The sequence below is a fragment of the Polymorphobacter megasporae genome (assembly GCF_018982885.2).
Taxonomy (GTDB): domain Bacteria; phylum Pseudomonadota; class Alphaproteobacteria; order Sphingomonadales; family Sphingomonadaceae; genus Polymorphobacter_B; species Polymorphobacter_B megasporae.
Map to the genome: position 1 here is coordinate 2,404,851 of NZ_CP081848.1, position 19,264 is coordinate 2,424,114.

Below are 19,264 nucleotides of genomic sequence, written 5' to 3' on the forward strand. Positions count from 1 at the left end.
TGCGGGCCAGTCAGCTGGCTGCCGGCCCCTTTGTTCCAGGCCCATCAACCGACGGCACGATTGGCTGACGATGCGCAAACAACACGGCCGCCAGGCTGATTAGCGCGGCTCCGGTCAACCAGGCGCCGGGAATGGCGAGGTTGCCGGTGCGGCCGATCAGCCACGTGACGATGAAGGGGGTAAACCCGCCGACCGCCGTCGCCAGACTGTACGCGAGGCTGAAGCTCGACGCCCGCACCGACGCCGGAACGACCTCGGTCAGATAGACGACCATCGCCGAATTATAGCTCGCATAGATGGCCGAGAGCCAAAGCTCGACAGCGATCAGCCTGCCGATGCTGGGCTCATCGACGAGCCAAGCCATCGCCGGATAGGCGGTCAGAACCGCGAGCACGGTGCAGGCGATAAGGATGGGACGGCGTCCGATCCGGTCGGACAGCGCGCCCATCAGCGGCAGCCAGATGAGGTTCGACAGCCCCACGCCTGCCGTCACCCACAGATTGGCGCGCTCCGGCAGATGCAACAGCTTGCCGAACGTCGGCGTGTACGCCGTGATCATGTAAAAGCTCACCGTCGTCATCAGCACCAGCGCGACGCCGCCGAGCACGGCCCCCCGTCCGGCCCACAGCGACCGGGCGATCTCGCGCGACGTAAGCTTCTCCCCGCGCCGCTCGAACTCGTCACTCTCGTGCAGATGCCGGCGCAGCAAAAAGATGAACGGGACGACCGCGCAGCCGAGGACCAGCGGGATGCGCCATCCCCAGGCGGCAAGCTGCGCGGCACCCAATACCGACGACAGCACAACCCCGACCAGTGCCGCGACGACGACGGCGACCTGTTGCGACGCGGATTGCCATGAGACATAAAAGCCCTTGTGGCCCGGCGGCGCGATCTCCGCGAGATAGACCGATACGTTGCCAAGCTCGGCACCCGCCGAAAAGCCCTGCAGCAAGCGACCGAACAGGATCAGGACGGGGGCAAGCACGCCGATCGTCGCGTACGCCGGGGTCACGGCAAGTGTGACGATGCCGATGCTCATCAACGCCAGCGTCAGCAGCAGGCCCTTGCGCCGGCCATAGCGATCGGTGAACGATCCCAGGATGATCGCACCCAGCGGCCGCATCAGAAAGCCGACACCGAACGTCGCGAGTGACTTGAGCAGCGTGCCAAGCGGATCGTCGCTCGGGAAATACGCCGCACCGATGGCGGCGGCAAAATAGCCGAACACCATGAAGTCATACATCTCGAGGAAATTGCCGCTCGCCACCCGCACGATATCGGCGGCCCGGCTACGGGGCTCGGGCAAGGGACGGGGCAGGGTCATGGTTGATCCAAACGTTGGGGCGGTCATTGGTTGCGAACGACAGGGCCGAGACGCGAATGCCGTCGCTGTCGCTATTCCGGCAAATTAGTCGTCAAATCCATGAATAGGCGTCCGCAGTCGGGAAGCCGTCGCAGACGCGCTGAACGATCGGCTCTGGTCGAATCCGTCGCCAAGTCACGAGGTGCCGACAGGCGTCCAGCGGAGCTTATCGATTAGCGCGCGCAACGCCGGGGTAACGTGCCGGCTCGGATAATAGAGGTGGCAGCCAGGGAACGTCGGGCACCACGGGTCGAGCACCTGGATCAGTCGACCGTCGGCGATCTCATCGGCAACATCGTGTTCCAGCATATATCCTAAACCCGCGCCGGCGCGGACTGCAGCGGCAGCCAGTAATTCGTCGTTCACGATGAGCTGTCCGCCGGGGCGAAACCTGACGTCACGGCCATTATGTTCGAACTCCCATGGTAGCAGTCCGCCACCGCCGAGAAGCCGATAGTTGATGCAATTATGGCCTTCCAGATCGGCGGGCGCCGCAGGGAGGGGGCGGGTCGCGAAATAATCGGGCGTCCCGACCACCAGCGTGCGCAAGGCCGGGCCGACCCGGACCGCCACCATATCCTTGTCGACCGTCTCGCCCAGCCGGATGCCGGCGTCGAAACCGCCGGTCACGAGGTCGACCAGCCGGTCCTCGACGATAACCTCGACCGAGATATCGGCGTGCTCGCGCAGGAAGCTTGGCAAGGCCGGCGCCAGCACTGTGCGCGCCGCATAGCCGAAGGTCGTCAGTCGGACCGCACCCGATGGCGCGCCGCGCCAGTCGGCCAGTGCCGATAGCCCACGCGCAACCTCGGCCAGCGCCGGATCGAGCGAGCGCAGCAGGCGCTCGCCGGCAGCAGTCGGAGCGACGCTGCGTGTGGTCCGCGCAAGCAAGCGCACGCCCAGCCGCGCCTCAAGGCTCCGCATCGCATGGCTGAGCGCTGACGGCGACAGGCTGAGCTCTGCCGCGGCGCGGGTAAAACTGCGCGCCCGGGCGACCGCTGCAAAGGCCGCCAGATCGTCGAGGTCGCCGCGCCGCATTGCTGCATGTCCTTCACAAGCCCTTGCCGCCGATGACGGCTAATCTTGACGTCGACAAGCGCATATTTCGGGGTGGATTTTCAACGGAGCTACAGCAATGACCCTGACCACCTATCGGACGCTCGGACGCTCGGGCCTAGCGGTCAGCCCGCTTGCGCTCGGCACGATGACCTTTGGCGCCGGACGCTGGGGCGCCGACGAAGCAACTTCGCGCAGCATCTTCGATGCGTATGTCGAGGCGGGCGGCAACTTCGCGGACACCGCAGACGTCTATTCGGGCGGACAGAGCGAGGAGATGCTCGGCCGCTTCATCGCCGAGCGCGGGAATCGCGACCGGATGGTGATCGCGACCAAGTCGGGGTTTCCGCGCGCCGAAGGCACACCGCTCGCCGGCGGCAATTCCGCGCGCAACATTCGCGACGGGATTGAAGGGTCGCTGCGCCGGCTCAGTACCGACTTCATCGACATGTATTGGACGCATGTCTGGGATCGGACCACCCCGCCCGAAGAGGTGCTTCGCGCGCTGACCGACGCGGTCCGGCGCGGCGACATCCTGTATTACGGCTTCTCCAATGCACCGGCGTGGTATGCCGCGCAGATCGCGACGCTGGCCCGGGCACATGGGTTGCCCGAGCCGATCGGCCTCCAATATTCCTATTCGCTGATCGATCGCGGGGTCGAACTCGACGTGATCCCGGCCGGATAGGCGCTGGGCTTGGGAGTGGTTGCCTGGAGTCCGCTGGGGGCAGGGATGCTGACCGGCAAATACGGGCGCGAGAAGATCGCCGATGCCGGACCGGCCGGCAGTCTGCCCAACCGCGCCGGCGTTGCGACGATCGATGGCGGCAGCGACGGACGCCTGAATGGCGACAATCCGTATGGCGGCATGCTGTTCACCAAAAAGAATTTCGACGTGGTGGACGTTTTGCGATTGGTCGCCTCGGAGATCGGCCGTCCGATGGCGCAGGTCGCGCTGGCCTGGGTCGCAGCGCGTCGCGGCGTCGCATCGGTCCTCGTCGGCGCGAGCCGGCCGGAGCAGCTGCTGGAGAACATTGCTGCTCTGGACATTGCCTTCAGCGCAGATCAGCAGACGCGTCTCGACGCAGCCGGCGCTCCGCCGATGCTGAATCCGTACTTTATCTTTGAGTTGCCACGCGCCCGAATCTTCGGCGGTCAGGATATCGAGCCATGGACGTCAAACATCGTCTGAGGAATATTGGTGGCGGGGGCGTGTCGAGTCCTCGCCACCCTCTCACAAATCGGTTCTTGCCAGCTCAAGACAGTAGCCTCTTGAATGGCTAAAACCGCGACAGACTGCGAGGCGCGGAAGCTGAACTAACGTCAGGAGCGGGGAGGGGGGGGCGAGCGAGAACGTCCACAAGCAGGGCTTCTGCGACCATGAAGGCGGTGTCGCAAAATGGGCGGTTCGGATAGTTCGAGGCAGTGACGATCACGCTCCCACCGTGCCTCGCTGACTGGCGGGAGGCACTACGCGTCCGCGCTTTGAACGATCGTCGGCTCGCTCCCGACGGACATTTCATCTTGTGCTGGATTCAGCAGGCGCTTCGGGCGCGCGACAATCCGGTGATCGATGCGGCGATCAGGCTGGGAAACGCGCACGGTCTGCCGGTGCTCGTTTATCATGGCGTGCGCGAAAATTACCCGTACGCCTCCGATCGGTTGCACCATTTCATTCTGGGTTCCAGCCGTGATCTCGCGATCGGCTGTCGCGAGCGCGGGCTTGCCTGCGTCCAGTACCTTGACCGTGCCAATCATCGTGAAAAGGGCCTCGTATACCGGTTAGCGGCCGAGGCCGTTGCCGTGGTCGCGGAGGATCAGCCGGTCTTCGTGGCACGCTGGCAGGCTAAGCAATTAGCAGCGCGGATCGCCGTGCCAGTCTATGCCGTCGATGCGGCCTGCCTGGTTCCGCCCGCAGTGGTGGGGGAGGGAATTGGCGGCCGGTCTAGTTTCTTGCGCCGTCACGAACCGGAACGTCTGGTCTGGCAGGAGGCGCGTGACGAGCTCGCAGAGGTGGCGCCGTTCGACGGGCCGCTTCCGTTCGTGCCGGACATGCTCGACGACATCAACATTGGCGTGTTCGTCGCCGGGCTGGACATCGACCACAGCCTTCCCGCGAGTACTGCATTTCCCGCGGGCAGGGCGGCCGCCGAGGCGCGCCTGCAGCGACTGATGCAGGACGTGCTGCCGGGCTATGCCACGACCCGCAACGATGCGACGCGGCGGGACGGCGCAAGTGGCCTATCGCCGTATCTCCATTTCGGGGTGCTGGGCCCGCGGGAAGTGATGCGGGCAGTCAATCGGTCTAAGGCCGGCGCCCGCGACAAGGCCAAGTTCGCCGACGAGCTGCTCGGCTGGCGCGAGTGGTTCCATTACCAAGCGCGTGCCTTGGCGGCCCCCGAGCGATATGACCGTATTGCGGGATGGGCGCGCGCTTCGCTTGCTGAGCACGCTGGCGATCCGCGACCGGACTTAGAGAGCCTGGGAGCGATGCTGCGGGGCGAGACGCGGGACGAGAGCTGGAACGCATGCCAGCGCCAGTTTCTCGGCTTCGGCTGGATGCACAACAACCTGCGAATGTACTGGGCGAAGCGGATCATCGCGATGACGCCGGACCCGGAGACTGCCTGGGCGACAGCTTGCTACCTGAATGACCGGCTGAGCCTCGATGGCCGGGATCCCGCGACGTACGGCAACATCGCCGCGATGTTCGGTGGCGGGCAGGGCGATCGCGACCGCCCAATCTATGGCCGGGTGACGTCACGTGGCGACTGGTCGACGCGAAGCCGTGACGGCGGTAGCGAATGGCTCGCCAAGGCGGCATTAAGTACGGTGCCAGACGTTACAATTCCCGCGGGGTTGCCGCGCAAGCCCTACCTCGCGGGCTGACGCGGGTTACCGTGCAACCAAAATGTACCGCATAAACTCACGTTTTAGATAAACGAACTTTACGTGACAGCTAGCCTTGTCGAGGACAGCGTACCCGATACTGTGTCCTAATACTGGGCCGTACATCAAGGCGCGCCCGCTGGACCCGCATTATTTGGAAAAATGGGCAACTCAGTCGCTTTGAAAGGCCGGGCTAGGGCCGCTGGCTGCTTGCTTGAGCAGCGAAGCGGCCCCCGACGGACCTGTGTCAGTAATGCCGTCCGTTGTGCTTGCTGTTGTAGATGTGGGTGCTGGCCCGATTCTGACGGCTCTCGAGTCGCGAACGCTGGTTGCCGTTGAGGTGACCATCGTTGTTCGCGCGCATCCGCGCTTCTGTCGCTTCGATGCGTCCCTGCTGGCGCTCATCCCGCACGGCTTCACCGGCAGTCAGGCGGCCGCTCGTCACGCCCTGATCGATGCGCTGCTGCTGGCGCCCCTCACGCTGGTTGACGCTCTGGGCCTGCACGGCGCCGGACAATGCGAGGGCTGCCGTCAGGACGGCGGCATAAGGTAGTTTCATCATTTCAATCTCCTGGTAACTGCTCCTTCAACGGTGCACCCGAAGCTTTCCGTCGCAGCGGTACCAACGTCGTTTCTCGATTTCACGACAGCCAGCGTCGACTCCTGTTTGGCTTCCGATTAGTCACCTAAGATGATCAAATGACCGGTTCGGCAAACCGACCGTAAACGATCGGCATGTGAATCATGCTCGAAACTTCGCAGGTGGCTTTCCCTTAAGCTGCGAGTCCCATGGCGGGTGCGCCAAGGCCTTGGCGAGATAGTCGATCAGCAGCTGCACCCGCTGCGGACGCAACGGGTTCGGTGGCATCACCAGATGGAGTCCGAGGGCGGGTGCCGACCAGTCCGGCATGCCGATCTCGAGCTGTCCGTCGCGAAGCTCGCGCCAGACTAGGAATTCAGGCTGCAGCGCGATGCCCTGTCCGTCGACCAGCACCGGGTTCAACAGGTCGGCATTGTCGCTCCACAGGCGGACCGGCGGCTCGACGGTCTCTTCGCCAAACAGCGGATGACGGAAACGCCACACGCCGCGCTGCGCGCTGCCGCTATAGGCGAGCGCGTCGTGATGCTGCAGTTCGCGTGGATGCGTCGGGTGCCCGCGCCCCGCGAAATATGCAGGCGCGCCGACCAGCAGGATTCGCACCTTGCATAGACTGCGGGCAAGCAGCGAGGAATCATCCAATGCGGCGATCCGCAGTGCGACGTCGAACCCTTCCGCGACGAGATCGACGCGCCGGTCGCTGAGCGCGAACTCGAGCGTGATCTCGGGGTAGGCGGCAAGAAAGTCGGGCAATATCCCGCCGAGAAAAGCCGTGCCGAATGACAGCGGCGCGCTGATCCGCACGCGTCCACGCGGGACATGCGCCTGATCGGCCGCTTCGTCCTCCAAGGCTTCGCCTTCGCGCAAGATGCGCGATGCCCGTTCGAGCGCGCCGCGCCCCGCCTCGGTCAGCGACAGACGCCGTGAAGTGCGTGCGAGCAACGCCAGTCCGAGCTGCGCCTCAAGCCGGCCGATCGCCTTCGACACGGTCGGGTTGGCTAGGCCGAGCTCACGCGCCGCTCCGGAAAAGGAGCCGCACTCGGCGACCTTGGCGAAGATTGCCCATGCTTCGAAGTCGGGAAGGCGTCTTGTCATTATTGGCAACAGTGTGATGCAAACGTTGCTGTTTCGTCAAGTGGCGCAGCGGCGCATCTAGCATCCATCGAGCAGCAAGGCTCTCGCTAGACAAGGAACCGCACAATGATCGACCGCCGCCCCTTCGCCGAACTTGGTGCCGCCAATCACGGCTGGCTCGACGCCAAGCATCACTTCTCGTTCGCCAATTATTACGACCCGAAGCGGATGGGCTGGGGCCCGATCCGCGTGTGGAACGATGACACGATCGCGCCGGGCACCGGCTTTCCGCCGCACGCCCATGCCGACATGGAGATCGTCACCTATGTCCGCGAAGGCGCGATCACCCACCAGGACAGTCTCGGTAACGTCGGCCGGACCGAGGCGGGCGATGTTCAGGTGATGAGCGCCGGCTCCGGCGTGCGCCACTCGGAGTATAATCGCGAACTTGGCACGACTAAGATCTTCCAGATCTGGATCGAGCCCGCAACGCGCGGCGAAGCACCGTCGTGGGGCGCCAAGCCCTTTCCCAAGGGTGAGCGCTCTGGGCAGTTCGTCACGCTCGCCAGCGGCATTGCTGGCGACGACGATGCACTGAAGATTCGTACCGACGCACGCATCGTCGGCGCGACGCTCAAGGCTGGCGAGACCGCCGAGTATTCGCTCGGTGCCGAGCGCCACGGCTACCTCGTGCCAGCCAGCGGGATCGTCGAGATCAACGGCGTTCGGCTCGCGGCGCGCGATGGCGCGGCCATCTCGGACGAAGCCGTGCTGCGCGTCACCGCGATCGAGGATGCCGAGATTGTCCTCGTCGACGCCGCCTGACCTCAGTTCCGACCGCGTACCCCCGACCCAAGGAGTCCGACCATGACCGCGATCACCACCAGCGACGGCACCGAGATTTTCTACAAGGATTGGGGTCCGCGCGATGCCCAGCCGATCATGTTCCACCACGGCTGGCCGCTCAGCGGCGACGATTGGGACGGGCAGATGATGTTCTTCCTCGACAAGGGCTATCGCGTCATCGCGCATGACCGGCGCTGCCACGGTCGCTCGACCCAGACCGCCAATGGCAACGACATGGACAAGTACGTCGCAGATGTCGTCGCGCTGACTGACGCGCTCGACCTAAAGAACGCGATCCACATCGGCCATTCGACCGGCGGCGGCGAAGTCGCGCGCTATGTCGCGCACGCCAAGCCCGGCCGCGTCGCCAAGGCGGTACTGATCAGCGCGGTACCGCCGCAGATGGTGCAGACGCCGACCAACCCGAACGGCGTGCCGATGGCGGTGTTCGACGACATTCGCGCCCAAACCGCAGCCAGCCGTGCCCAGTATTATTGGGACTTCACCATGCCCTTCTATGGCTACAACCGCGAAGGCGCTGAGGTGAAGGAGGGTGTGCGCCGCAACTGGTGGCGGCAGGGGATGATGGGCAGTGTCCTCGCCCATGTGAACGGTATCGCGGCATTCTCCGAGACCGACTTCACCGCCGATCTCAAGGGGATTACCGTTCCGACGCTCGTTCTCCACGGCGAGGACGATCAGATCGTGCCGATCGCAATCTCGGGCGCCTTGTCGGCCAAGCTCGTGCCGGGCGCGACGTACAAGACGTATCCGGGCTATCCGCATGGGATGCCGACGACGCATGGCGAGCAGATCAACGCGGACCTGCTGGCGTTCGTTCAGGGCTGAACACAGCGTCGGGTGGCGCAACTGCTCCACCCGACGCGCCTTTCGGAGAATGTCGATGAAAGTGCTTCGCCTGCTGATCGCCGCGGCGCTGCTCGCGACGCCAGCAATCGCGCCCGCCCAGACGACGTCGTCGTCGAACCCTGATTTCGCGGTAGGTCCGCAATATGACTCGACGCACGTCTATGTCGCACCAGCCGACTTCGATCGCTTGATGGCAAGTTTCATCGCCACCTTCGGCGGGACCACGAGCAAACAGGGCGTATTCCAGGTTACCCCGACGACCAGCCAGACCATCTCCCAAGTGGCGATGACCCCGGTCGGCCTGGTGTCGGTGTTCGGCTTCACGACGCCGATACCTTATCCGTTCGGCGCCGAGCGTACCGGCTATCTCGTCACCGATATCGACGCCGCTGTTGCCGCCGCGCGTAAGGCCGGGGCAGTGCGTCTCGTCGAAACCTTTCCAGATCCGATCGGTCGCGACGTCGTGCTGCAATGGCCGGGCGGGGTGACGATGCAATTCTACTGGCACACGGTGAAGCCAAACTACGCGCCGCTGGCGACGATCCCGGAGAACCGAATATACCTAACCGCGGACGCCGCCGATCTGTTCGTCACGCACTGGCAGGCGTTCGCGCACGCGGTCATCGTGTCGGATGACGCGGCGGCCCCGGGCAGCGAGATCGGGAGGCCCGAGGGGCACTATCGCCGGATCAGCCTACGGTCTGGGTTCGGCGATCTTACGGTGCTCGTTACCGACGGAGCGCTGCCTTGGCCGTTTGGCCGCGACATGACAGGCTACGCCGTGGCGGACTTGCCGGCGACGTTGGCCAAGGCGACCAGAGCCGGGGTCGAAACGCTCGTCCCACCGCACCGCGAGGCCGGTCGGGTGTCGACGATGGTTCGCTTTCCGGGCGGCTATATCGCGGAGATCCATTCAACCGACCACTGAGCACGCGTTTGACGGCGCATGAAATTTCGTGAGCGCCGTTCCGCCCTCGCGGCGGTATCTGAACGAGCGCCGGAGGTTGGTGAGCAGCAGTAGCGAGCTGTATTTACCTTCGGGTCGCCTCGTCGCGACGCCGTGAGCGGCAGACGACGAGCTGCTCGCGACGCTTTTGTCTCGAAAGGGTGCACGACCTCGCAGACTATTCCGTGTGCGGCGTGCTGGGGCGCATACGCAGCCGCCAACATCCAGAGAAAGCGGCATCCACCGCCGTACGATTGCAGCGTCCGTTTGCATGATGTGCCTTGTCACGCCGCACGGGGCGTGCGCTGACCGCTCAACGCACCAGCCGGACCGTCACGCTCATCGTGGGGGTCGGGAAGAAAGCCACTTGCAACGTGCCGCGATAATATTAGTTAGCTACCTATGGGTGAGCGGTCCGATCTCGAAGGGGCGTATGCGCGGACGTTGTTGCCCCTCGGGCGGAGTTGGCGACAGGCGGCGGATCGCGCCTTGGCGAACCTCGACGTCTCGGCGGCTTGTGGCTGGGCCCTCGTCCAGCTTGGCCGGTTGGGCGACAATATTCGGCAGACCGACCTTGCCCGCGAGCTCGACATCACCGGGCCGTCACTCGTTCGCCTTTTGGATCAACTCGCGGCCGCCCGGATGATCGAGCGCATCGCCGACGCTGCCGATCGCCGCGTCAGCCGGGTCCGGCTGACCGACGCAGGGGCCTCCTTGTTGACGACGATCGAGGGCGTGCTGGCCGACCTGCGCCACAACATTCTCGCGGGCCTGTCCGACGTCGAATTGGCGAACGCGCTGACCGTTGCCCGCCATGTCGAGAACATCGTCGGCCGTCCGCGCGGAGGCACCTGATGCAACGCTTCGGCGTCGGCGAGGCGCTGTTCTCGGTCAAATGCTTTTTCGCGGCGATGCTCGCTTATTATCTTGCACTTCGGATCGGCCTGACGCGCCCGTATTGGGCTGTGACGACATCGTACATCGTCGCGCAACCGCTCGCCGGGGCAGTGCTATCGAAGGCGCTGTTTCGCGTCGTCGGCACCGTGCTGGGGGCGATCGCCGCCGTCGTGCTCGTCCCGACCCTCGTCGATACGCCGGGGTTGCTGTCGCTCGGGCTGGCGCTGTGGCTGGGGCTTTGCCTCTACATCTCGCTGCTCGACCGCACCCCGCGCGCCTATTTGTTCCTGCTCGCGGGCTATACTGCGAGCATCATCGGCTTCCCGTCGGTGCTGGCGCCGGGGGTAATCTTCACGACCGCGGCGCTGCGGGTTCAGGAGATCACGCTCGGCATCCTGTGCAGCAGCCTCGTCCACGGGTTCGTCTATCCGCAGACGGTAACCGCGCGCCTGCTCGTGCGGATCGACGAAATCCTCGCCGATGCCGAACGCTGGTCGCGCGATGCTCTCGCGAACGACGTCGAGAATGTCGCGCTCGATCACGACCGCCGCCGCCTCGCGATCGACATTGCCGAGCTCGACCAGCTGGCGATCCATTTGCCGTTCGACACCGCCCGCCTGTTGCCGCGCGTGCGGACGCTGCGCGCGTTGCAGGACCAGCTGTCGATGCTGCTCCCGCTCGCGAGTGCGGTCGACGACCGCATCGCCGAGCTCGGCCGCGTCGGCAAGGCCCCGCGCCCCGCAGCGGTCCACCTCATCGCGGATGTCCGCGCGTGGCTGGCAGATCCGCCCGACGCCGCCCGCCGCGCCGAGACCGCCGCCGCGCTGCTGGAGCGCGCGAAGGCGCTTGAGCCCGGCATCACCGAGCCGCTGTTGTGGCACGATGCCCTCCGGCTCAGTGTGCTCGCCCGCCTGTCGGACCTAATCGTCGCCCACCGCAACTGCCGCGACCTGCGCGACCAGATCCGCGCGCCGACGCGGCGGCTGGTGACGCCGGCGCTCGCCGAGCTGATGCGCCGCGCCGGGGGCCGCGCGCTGCACCGCGATCGCGGCATGGCGCTACGCGCGGCGGCGGGCACCGTCGCGACGATCATGATCGGCTGCGCTTTCTGGATCGGCACCGGCTGGGCCGACGGGGCCGGCGCGGTGCTGATCGCGGGCGTGTGCTGCGCGCTGTTTGGCAACGTCGACAATCCGGCCCCGGTGATCATGATCTTCTTCATCGGCTCGCTGATCGGGCTGGTCGTCGCGGCGATCTACGCGTTCGGCGTGTTCCCGCGCGTGACCGACTTCGTCACCCTCGTCGCAGTGCTGGCTCCGCCGCTGCTCGTTGCCGGAACGTTGCTGGCGCGCCCGGCGACAAGCCTGTTGATGCTCGGCGCGCTCCTTGGCTTTCTCAATACGGTCGGGCTAAACGATCATTACTCGGGCAGCTTCGACTCATTCCTCAACGGCGGGATCGCGCAATTGGCCGGCACGCTATTCGCCGTCGTCACCGTCGGCCTGTTTCAGACGATCAGCGCCGATACCAGCGCCCGCCGCCTGATCCGGGCGAGCTGGCGCGAGCTCGCCGGGGCGAGCACCGCCGCAGGTGCGCCCGACGCCGCGGTGTGGGTCAGCCGGATGCTCGACCGGATCGGACTGCTGCTGCCGCGCCTCGCGACGCTCGCCGACGATCCCGGGCGGCCGCTGCGCGACACGCTCGTCGACCTGCGCATCGGGGTATCGATCGGCGACCTGCGGCAATTGCGGATCGACGGCAGCGACGGCGACGCCCGGCTGATCACTCAGGTCCTCAAGGGGGTCGGCGCGCATTTCGCCGGCCTCGACGTGGCAATGCCCGTGGCCCCCGAAGCCGGGCTGCTCGACGACATCGATCGCGGCCTAGCCGGGCTGGCGGCGAACCCGGTGCCCGCGACCCGCCGCGCCGGGGTGCTGGCGATGACCAGCCTCCGGCGCAACCTGTTCCCCTCGGCGGCGCCGTTCATCGCGGCCCCGTTCGTCGCGGTGGCGGCATGATCGGCGAAATCTCGATCTCCGGCGTCTATCTGCCCGCGCTGCTCGTGCTGGCGATCGTCGCCACCGTCCTGACCGGGATTGCGACGCGGCTGCTGACCCTCGTCAGCGCCTACCGCGCCATCGTCTATCGGCCGATCGTCGATCTTGCGATTTTCGTTCTGATCCTTGGCCTGTTGTCGCTCCTGACCGGCCGACCGGGAAGCTAACATGAGACCCTCGCTCGCCGTCATCGCGCGCTTCGCCGCAACCATCGCCATCGTCGCGCTCGCCATCTTCGTCGGCATCTGGCTGTGGCAGCGCTACGAGAGCGATCCGTGGACGCGCGACGGCCATATCCGCGCCGACGTCGTCCGCGTCACCCCCGACGTCGCCGGCCTCGTGACGCAGGTCGCGGTCCACGACAACCAGATCGTCAAGCCCGGCGACCTGTTGTTCGTCGTCGACCGACCGCGCTTCGCGATCGCGCTGGCGCAGGTCGATGCCGCGATCGCGAGCGCGCACGCGACGCTCAACCAGGCGAAGCGCGAGACGAAGCGCGATCTGGCTCTCGGCGATCTCGTCGCCGCCGAAACCCACGAACAGAATGTCGCACGGGTTGCGACCGCGAGCGCCGCCCTGCTCCAGCAGCAATCGGCGCGCGTCGCGGCGCAGCTCAACCTCGACCGCACCTCGATCCGGGCGACGGTCCATGGCACCGTGACCAATCTCGATCTCCATCCGGGCGACTATATCGGCGTCGGCCAGCAGGCGATGGCGTTGGTCGACACCGACTCGTTGCGCGTCGAAGGCTATTTCGAGGAGACCAAGCTGCGCCACATCCACAACGGCGACGCCGTCGTCGTCCGGCTGATGGGCGACCCGACCGAGCTCCACGGCCGCGTCGACAGCATCGCCGCCGGTGTCAACGACGGGCAGCGGACGAGCACGAGCAACCAGCTCCCCGACGTCAACCCAACCTTCAACTGGGTACGCCTCGCCCAGCGCATCCCGGTGCGGGTCAAGCTGATCGACGTGCCCGCAGGGGTGGCGCTGATCGCCGGGCGGACGGCGACGGTGACGATCGTCCAGGGTCCGCCGCGGTGAGGTGGCGTGCCGCCGCGGTGCTGGCGCTGCTCGCCGCGCCGGCCTGCACCACCGGGCCCAATTACGCCGTCCCCGAAGGTGCCGCGATCAACCGGCCTGCGGCGAATGGCGCGTTTGCCAGCGGCCACGACAAGGCGTTCGCGCAGGCCGACCTGCCCGACCATTGGTGGCGGCTGTATGGCGATGCGCGGCTCGACGGCTTTGTCGCCGAGGCATTGGCCGCCAACACCGACCTGCGTGCCGCCGACGCCAACTTGCGCCGCGCCGACGAAGTCGTCCGCGAAGTCACCGCCGGGCGTGGTATCGCGACGAGCGTCGGCGGCGGCACGTCGCTGATCCGCGCGTCGCCGCCGACGGGGGTCAATGGCTCGCTCCCGGGGACCGCGTTCTACGATACCGCGATCAGCCTCGCGTACCCGCTCGACCTCGCCGGCAAGATCCGCCGGGCGATCGAAGCCTCGCGTGACGATGCCGAGGCGGTCACCGCCGCGCGCGACAATGTCCGGGTAACCGTCGCTGCCGAGGTCGCGCGCAGCTACGCCGCCGCGTGCTCGGCGAACCTAACGCTCGCCGCAAACCAGCGCGTTCTTGCGGTCCAGCGCCGGACCCTCGACGTCGTCCGGCGCCTGCAGCGCGGCGGCCGTGGCACCGCGTTCGACGTCACCCGCGCCCGCACCGCCGCCGACCAGAGCGAGGCGGCGATCCCGTCGATCCTCGCGACGCGGACCGCGGCACTCTACCGGTTGGCGACGCTGATGGGCCGCGCGCCCGCCGATTACCCCCGCGACGTCGAGGCGTGCACGACCCCGCCAAGCCTGACGCGGCCGCTGCCGATCGGCGACGGCACCGCGCTGCTCCGCCGCCGCCCCGATATCCGCGCCGCCGAGCGGTCGCTCACGGCGGCGACTGCGCAGGTCGGCGTCGTCACCGCCGACCTGTATCCGCAGGTCAGCCTCGGCGGATCGGTCGGCCTCGCCGGGCCGGTCGGGTCGATCGGCTCGGTCGGCAATGCCTTCACACTCAGCCTCGGGCCGCTGGTCAGCTGGACCTTCCCCAATCGCCGCATCGTCCGCAGCCAGATCGCGCAGGCGGGAGCCGCCGCCGACGCCCAACTCGCGCAATTCGACGGTAGCGTCCTCGAGTCGCTACGCCAGACCGAGACCGCGCTGTCGGCCTATGCGCGCGAACGCGACCGCCGCGTCGCGCTCGGGCGTGCCGAGGCCGACGCCGCGACCGCCGCCGACCAGGCGAATCGGCTCTACCGCTTCGGCCGCACCGATTTTCTCGCGCTGCTGACCGCCCAGACCGCGCTGAGCACGGCCGAAGCAAACCTCGCCGCTTCCGACGCCCTCTTCATCGACCGGCAGGTCGACCTGTTCCGCGCCCTCGGCGGCGGCTGGCAATGAAAATTCGATCGGTTCCGACGATTAATTAGGGTGAAAGCCCGAGATTGCGGTTCATCGCCGGCAGACTCTAGAATGATATCTGGTGATCCTATGAGCATCGAACCCGTGCTCCAGCCGTCAAACTACATTCTTTAAAGGATTCAATGCGTCGTAGCCGTTTTTCTGTTTGTGCACCGACAACTGGCCAATGAGTCAGAGAGCAGGGGCCACGAGCCAGATGCCTTCCAGCCGTATTAGTAAACTTCCTCTCACAGAGGGGAGAAGGCTGCCCGACCTCTGTGGATGGCTCCCACGTTGCAAGCGCTAAATCGCAATTTTGGCGTTGGTCGGGTGCTGTCTTTTGCCCGGTCTGTTGGTGCAGTCGGTTGAACTGCCGGCCATGATGGGGTCCTTGAACTGGGTGCCGATCTATTTTTCAGGCTTTGACGCCTTCGTCAGGCGGTGGGGTGTCCCGGTTCCCGGTCTGACCAGTTTGGCTTCATATTGCATCGCTCTCACAATATCCTGGAACTGATCTCTTTTCCGTAGTCGAAGTCAGCCCTATTCCGTGCAGCAAGTGCTGGGCGTGATCGGCCCGGTACATCTCTTCCCGCACCATGATCGCCGAGACGATCCGCGCGGTCTTGTCCGCGATCGGCATGGTCGCGACGCGTACCGGCTTTCGAGCCAGCAGAGCGACAATGCGAGAATCTGTTGCATCGGGCATGTAGCTGACCTGCCTGACCAACAAGGTCATACCGGCGATTAACAGCTATGGCAGGTACTTGTCACCCATCTAGGACTACCCTCGTGGCCTAACGAGTGGGCGATTCGGCGAGCAGCGATCCCCGCAACGCATCGATAAAGGCTCGAACCCGCGCAGGCATGTGCGAGCGGCTCGGGAAAACGGCCCATATCCCCACCTCCTGCGGCTCGACGTCGGCGAGGTGAATAGGCTGCAATTCTCCGCACGCGATTTGCTTGTGCACGTCCCAGTAGGTCAGCATGGCGATGCCGACGCCGGCAATGCAGGCTGCTCGTACCGCGTCGACTGTGCTGGCCGACAATGGGCCGCTAATTCGAACGCGGTGCATCTCACCGTCCCACGTGAATGGCCACGTATCCATCGCGTGAAGTTTGATGCAGGGATGCCCCGCCAGATCTTCAATCGTGGAGGGTTGGCCGTAGCGTGCAACATAGCTAGGCGACGCGACCAGAGTGAACGGATTGTCGGCGACCCTTGTCGCGATCATTTCCGACGGCCTCATCTCCGCCACGCGAACGGCCACGTCTAGTCCTGCTGTGGCAATATCAATGACGCCATCGCTGAGAGTGAGGTCGACGCGTAGCGCAGGGTTGTCGGCGATAAGTTCGGCAACGACAGGCACAACGAGGGAGTGGCCGATGACATTTGGCGCGGTAATCTTCAACACGCCTAAGAGACCGAAGGCACCAGACGAGACCGAGTCGAGCGCTCGATCCCGAGCCTCGATAAGGGTGACGGCGTGAGGCAGGAAGGCCTCTCCCTCGGACGTCAGCGAGAGGGATCGCGTCGTGCGGTGGAACAGTCGCGCGCCCAACCGGGCTTCAAGGCCGGCCAACCTGCGGCTGACGAACATCGGCGTCATGCCCAGCTGTCGAGCCGCCGCCGATAGGCTGCCGACCGCCGCAATCGCGCGAAAAAGAGCTACGTCTTCGAGATCCACATCATAACGATAATCGATATAATGCTTATCACCCAGCACATCTTTTGATGGCCTACCGCAAAGGCTAAATCTTAGCTCAACACATAAGCGATCCTTAGCTTTCGAGATGTAGGCGCCGGATTTGAAGGTCTGAACTATGAACGTTGACACTAGCGCGCTTTTTGCGCCGATCGTTATAAAACGTCACACCGTGGCAAACCGCTTCTCGGTCGCGCCGATGACGCGCATCTCGGCGACCGAGGAAGGCCGGGCGACCGAAAGGATGACGCGCTACTACGAGCGTTTTGCCCGGGGTGGCTTCGGGACGGTCATCACCGAAGGCATTTACACCGATCAGGCATTCTCGCAGGGCTACGTCAATCAGCCCGGCATAACCAACGAGGCGCAGGCCAATGCCTGGAAGCCGGTCGTCAGCGGCCTCAAGGCACACCGTACGCTAGCCGTAGCCCAACTCATGCATGCCGGCGCTATCAGCCAAAGCAACCGCTTTTGCGGCAGCACCGTGGGTCCGTCATCCCTCCAGCCGAAGGGAGAACAGATGACGTTCTATCACGGCAAGGACCGCTACGGTCTGCCGGCCGCGATGACGGAGGCGCAGATCGCCGACGCCATCGACGGCTTTGCCGAGTCAGCGGGCGCGCGATTGAAGTAGCCGGCTTTGAGGCGATCGAAATCCATGGCGCCAACGGATACCTTCTCGACCAGTTTTTGACCGACTACATCAACAACCGGACCGATCAGTGGGGCGGCAGCACGGAAAACCGTGTGCGATTGATCCTCGAAACGTTGAAGGCGGTGCGTGCAAAGGTCGGTGCCAGGGTGCCGGTCGGCGTCCGCCTGTCTCAGGGCAAGGTGAACGACTATCACCACAAGTGGGCGGGCGGCGAGCGCGATGCCGAGATCATCTTCGGCAGCCTCGCCGATGCTGGCGCCGATTTCATCCATGTTACCGAGTTCGAGGCATGGCAGCCTGCGTTCGCCGAGGGCGGCCCCTCCCTGATGCGTCTCGCCAAGCGCTATGCACCCAAAGCGGTGATCCTTGCCAACGGCAGTCTGCACGACATCGCGCGGGCGGCGGCCGCGCTGAACGAAGGTGCCGATATCATCACCATAGGCCGGGGTGCTCTGGCGAACCCCGACCTGCCCAGGCGCCTGTCCGATCGGGCCGTCCTCAACGACTTCGATCCGGCGATCATCGGACAGATCGCCGACGTCAAGGAAACCGAACTGAAGATGTGAAGTGCCAGCGTTCGCGACGACGGGTCGAAGCGATCGTGGTTGGGATTGCTCGCACACCGACGCATGTCTGCAATCGTCCGTCTGGGCGAAGATTACCGTGCCACTGTCGAGACACGGTAAAAGGAGTTTGATAATGATGCGGTCGCGCGACAGCCTTAGTGGCTTGCTTTTCGCTCTATGTTTGACCGCATCGCTACCGGCAGGTGCCGTATCGGGGCAGGCATCGCGGACGTCGTACGCCATGACATCAGAGCTGTGGCAGGGCGAAAAGGTTACATTCGAAGGTGCGGAGGGGTTTCCGAACGGGCGTATGACTGTCGTCGACGGGTTTGCGACGCTGAAGGATGCCGTGTTCACCGAAGGCACGGTCGAGTTCGACATGAAGCCACTGGCATTCGCTGATACGGGTATTTAGATTCATCGCCAGGACGCGGACATGGCCGAATTCATTTACCTGCGTGCAGACCCCGATTGCCCCGCGGCGAATGATTGCGTCCAGTACGCGCCAATTACGCACGGCCGCATGCAATGGAACATCTATCCACAGTATCAGAGCAGTGCGCCGATCTCCGAGAGGGGATGGAATCATCTGCGGATCGTGGTGACCGGCGAGCGCTTGCGTCTTTTCGTCAATCGCGAAAACGAGCCATCGATCGATGTGCCTCGACTTCAGGGGTTGGCCGGGACCGGCGGCATTGCCGTTAAAGGGCCAGCGGTGTTCGCCAATTTAATCATTCGGCCAGGCGATCGGGGCGAACCTACCGTGCCACCGCTTCAAGGCGATCAGCATGGGCTTGTCCGTCACTGGCTGCTCGCTCCCCCTACCTTGGCGCCGGCTGATCGTGCTCCGACACTCGCGGACGCTCCATCGAGCGATTGGCGACCGCTCGAGACGGAGGCCAATGGCATGGCCAATATCAGTCGTGCGATGCCCCACGATGCAACACCGACTCTGACGCTGGCTTGGCTGAAGCTGGCGATCAACGCCGCTACGGCTGGAGAGCGGGTCGTGGATCTAGGTTTTTCCACCCGTGCATGGCTCTTCCTCAACGGAAGACAGGTCTATGCCGGCGAAAACCTCTATTATCCGGAAGGAAAGAGACTGACACCGGAAGGCCGAATCGCTCCCGACAACGCCAAGGTAAAACTGGTGCTGCACAAAGGTACGAACGAGCTTGTCCTCGCCATCGATAACGCGTGGCGGACCTCGACAGGGCCGATCAAGCCGACGCCTTATGGTTGGGCGGGAATGGCTCGCTTTGAGGAAGCAGAAGGCTTGGCTCTTCAACCGTGA

Annotated in this window: 17 protein-coding genes and 2 pseudogenes; 13 read left to right on the top strand and 6 right to left on the bottom strand. The window is 64.9% G+C overall.

The genetic code is table 11. The features are described 5' to 3' along the window. Positions 1-10 precede the first annotated feature (10 nt). Together tcuC and KTC28_RS11320 are read right to left on the bottom strand one after the other, a co-directional pair. Complete coding sequence (tcuC, locus tag KTC28_RS11315; RefSeq protein ID WP_216710682.1) at positions 11-1,324, bottom strand: tricarballylate/proton symporter TcuC; 1,314 nt, start codon at positions 1,322-1,324, stop codon at positions 11-13. 174 nt (positions 1,325-1,498) lie between these two features. Further along, a complete protein-coding gene (locus KTC28_RS11320) occupies positions 1,499-2,401 on the bottom strand; it encodes a LysR substrate-binding domain-containing protein (RefSeq protein ID WP_216710681.1) in 903 nt (300 codons plus the stop codon). Between the two features lie 166 nt (positions 2,402-2,567). On the opposite strand from KTC28_RS11320, the pseudogene KTC28_RS11325 reads away from it, so the two are divergent. Both KTC28_RS11325 and KTC28_RS11330 read left to right on the top strand, forming a co-directional pair. Continuing rightward, positions 2,568-3,611: pseudogene (locus KTC28_RS11325) on the top strand (aldo/keto reductase). A 293-nt stretch (positions 3,612-3,904) separates the two neighbouring features. After that, positions 3,905-5,308: a deoxyribodipyrimidine photo-lyase gene (locus KTC28_RS11330; protein WP_255601954.1), complete on the top strand. Its 1,404-nt coding sequence runs from the start codon at positions 3,905-3,907 to the stop codon at positions 5,306-5,308. Positions 5,309-5,555: 247 nt separating this feature from the next. Here the strand turns inward: KTC28_RS11330 and KTC28_RS11335 are convergent, their stop codons facing one another. Next, entirely contained in the window at positions 5,556-5,870 is a 315-nt protein-coding gene (locus KTC28_RS11335) for a hypothetical protein (RefSeq protein ID WP_216710679.1), read from the bottom strand. A 180-nt stretch (positions 5,871-6,050) separates the two neighbouring features. After that, entirely contained in the window at positions 6,051-7,001 is a 951-nt protein-coding gene (locus tag KTC28_RS11340; protein ID WP_216710678.1) for a LysR family transcriptional regulator, read from the bottom strand. 105 nt (positions 7,002-7,106) lie between these two features. On the opposite strand from KTC28_RS11340, the gene KTC28_RS11345 reads away from it, so the two are divergent. From KTC28_RS11345 to KTC28_RS11380, 8 genes are all read left to right on the top strand, one after another. Then, complete coding sequence (locus tag KTC28_RS11345) at positions 7,107-7,805, top strand: pirin family protein (RefSeq protein WP_216710677.1); 699 nt, start codon at positions 7,107-7,109, stop codon at positions 7,803-7,805. A 42-nt stretch (positions 7,806-7,847) separates the two neighbouring features. Next, positions 7,848-8,675 carry an alpha/beta fold hydrolase gene (locus KTC28_RS11350; RefSeq protein ID WP_216710676.1) on the top strand — a complete coding sequence of 276 codons (828 nt, stop codon included), beginning with the start codon at positions 7,848-7,850 and terminating at the stop codon, positions 8,673-8,675. 55 nt (positions 8,676-8,730) lie between these two features. After that, on the top strand, positions 8,731-9,624 hold the full coding sequence (locus KTC28_RS11355; RefSeq protein WP_216710675.1) for a VOC family protein: 894 nt from the start codon (positions 8,731-8,733) through the stop codon (positions 9,622-9,624). A gap of 420 nt (positions 9,625-10,044) precedes the next feature. Then, positions 10,045-10,497, top strand: a complete 453-nt coding sequence (locus KTC28_RS11360; protein ID WP_216710674.1) for a MarR family winged helix-turn-helix transcriptional regulator — start codon at positions 10,045-10,047, stop codon at positions 10,495-10,497. Further along, positions 10,497-12,557 carry an FUSC family protein gene (locus KTC28_RS11365; protein ID WP_216710673.1) on the top strand — a complete coding sequence of 687 codons (2,061 nt, stop codon included), beginning with the start codon at positions 10,497-10,499 and terminating at the stop codon, positions 12,555-12,557. The genes KTC28_RS11360 and KTC28_RS11365 overlap by 1 nt, the downstream gene beginning before the upstream one ends. After that, positions 12,554-12,763: a DUF1656 domain-containing protein gene (locus KTC28_RS11370; RefSeq protein WP_216710672.1), complete on the top strand. Its 210-nt coding sequence runs from the start codon at positions 12,554-12,556 to the stop codon at positions 12,761-12,763. The genes KTC28_RS11365 and KTC28_RS11370 overlap by 4 nt, the downstream gene beginning before the upstream one ends. A gap of 1 nt (position 12,764) precedes the next feature. Continuing rightward, positions 12,765-13,640 carry an HlyD family secretion protein gene (locus tag KTC28_RS11375; RefSeq protein ID WP_216710671.1) on the top strand — a complete coding sequence of 292 codons (876 nt, stop codon included), beginning with the start codon at positions 12,765-12,767 and terminating at the stop codon, positions 13,638-13,640. Next, positions 13,637-15,046: an efflux transporter outer membrane subunit gene (locus tag KTC28_RS11380; protein WP_216710670.1), complete on the top strand. Its 1,410-nt coding sequence runs from the start codon at positions 13,637-13,639 to the stop codon at positions 15,044-15,046. Before KTC28_RS11375 ends, KTC28_RS11380 begins: the two co-directional genes overlap by 4 nt. A gap of 478 nt (positions 15,047-15,524) precedes the next feature. On the opposite strand, the gene KTC28_RS11385 is transcribed toward KTC28_RS11380, so the two are convergent. Together KTC28_RS11385 and KTC28_RS11390 are read right to left on the bottom strand one after the other, a co-directional pair. Then, a complete protein-coding gene (locus tag KTC28_RS11385; RefSeq protein ID WP_216710669.1) occupies positions 15,525-15,782 on the bottom strand; it encodes a hypothetical protein in 258 nt (85 codons plus the stop codon). A 58-nt stretch (positions 15,783-15,840) separates the two neighbouring features. Continuing rightward, on the bottom strand, positions 15,841-16,881 hold the full coding sequence (locus KTC28_RS11390; protein WP_255601956.1) for a LysR family transcriptional regulator: 1,041 nt from the start codon (positions 16,879-16,881) through the stop codon (positions 15,841-15,843). A 67-nt stretch (positions 16,882-16,948) separates the two neighbouring features. Here KTC28_RS11390 and KTC28_RS11395 point away from each other — a divergent pair. The 3 genes and pseudogenes from KTC28_RS11395 to KTC28_RS11400 all read left to right on the top strand — a co-directional run bounded on the left by KTC28_RS11395 (position 16,949) and on the right by KTC28_RS11400 (position 19,264). Further along, positions 16,949-17,970, top strand: a pseudogene (locus tag KTC28_RS11395) (NADH:flavin oxidoreductase). A 133-nt stretch (positions 17,971-18,103) separates the two neighbouring features. After that, on the top strand, positions 18,104-18,385 hold the full coding sequence (locus KTC28_RS22830) for a hypothetical protein (RefSeq protein WP_255601957.1): 282 nt from the start codon (positions 18,104-18,106) through the stop codon (positions 18,383-18,385). 21 nt (positions 18,386-18,406) lie between these two features. Beyond that, on the top strand, positions 18,407-19,264 hold the full coding sequence (locus tag KTC28_RS11400; protein ID WP_255601958.1) for a LamG domain-containing protein: 858 nt from the start codon (positions 18,407-18,409) through the stop codon (positions 19,262-19,264).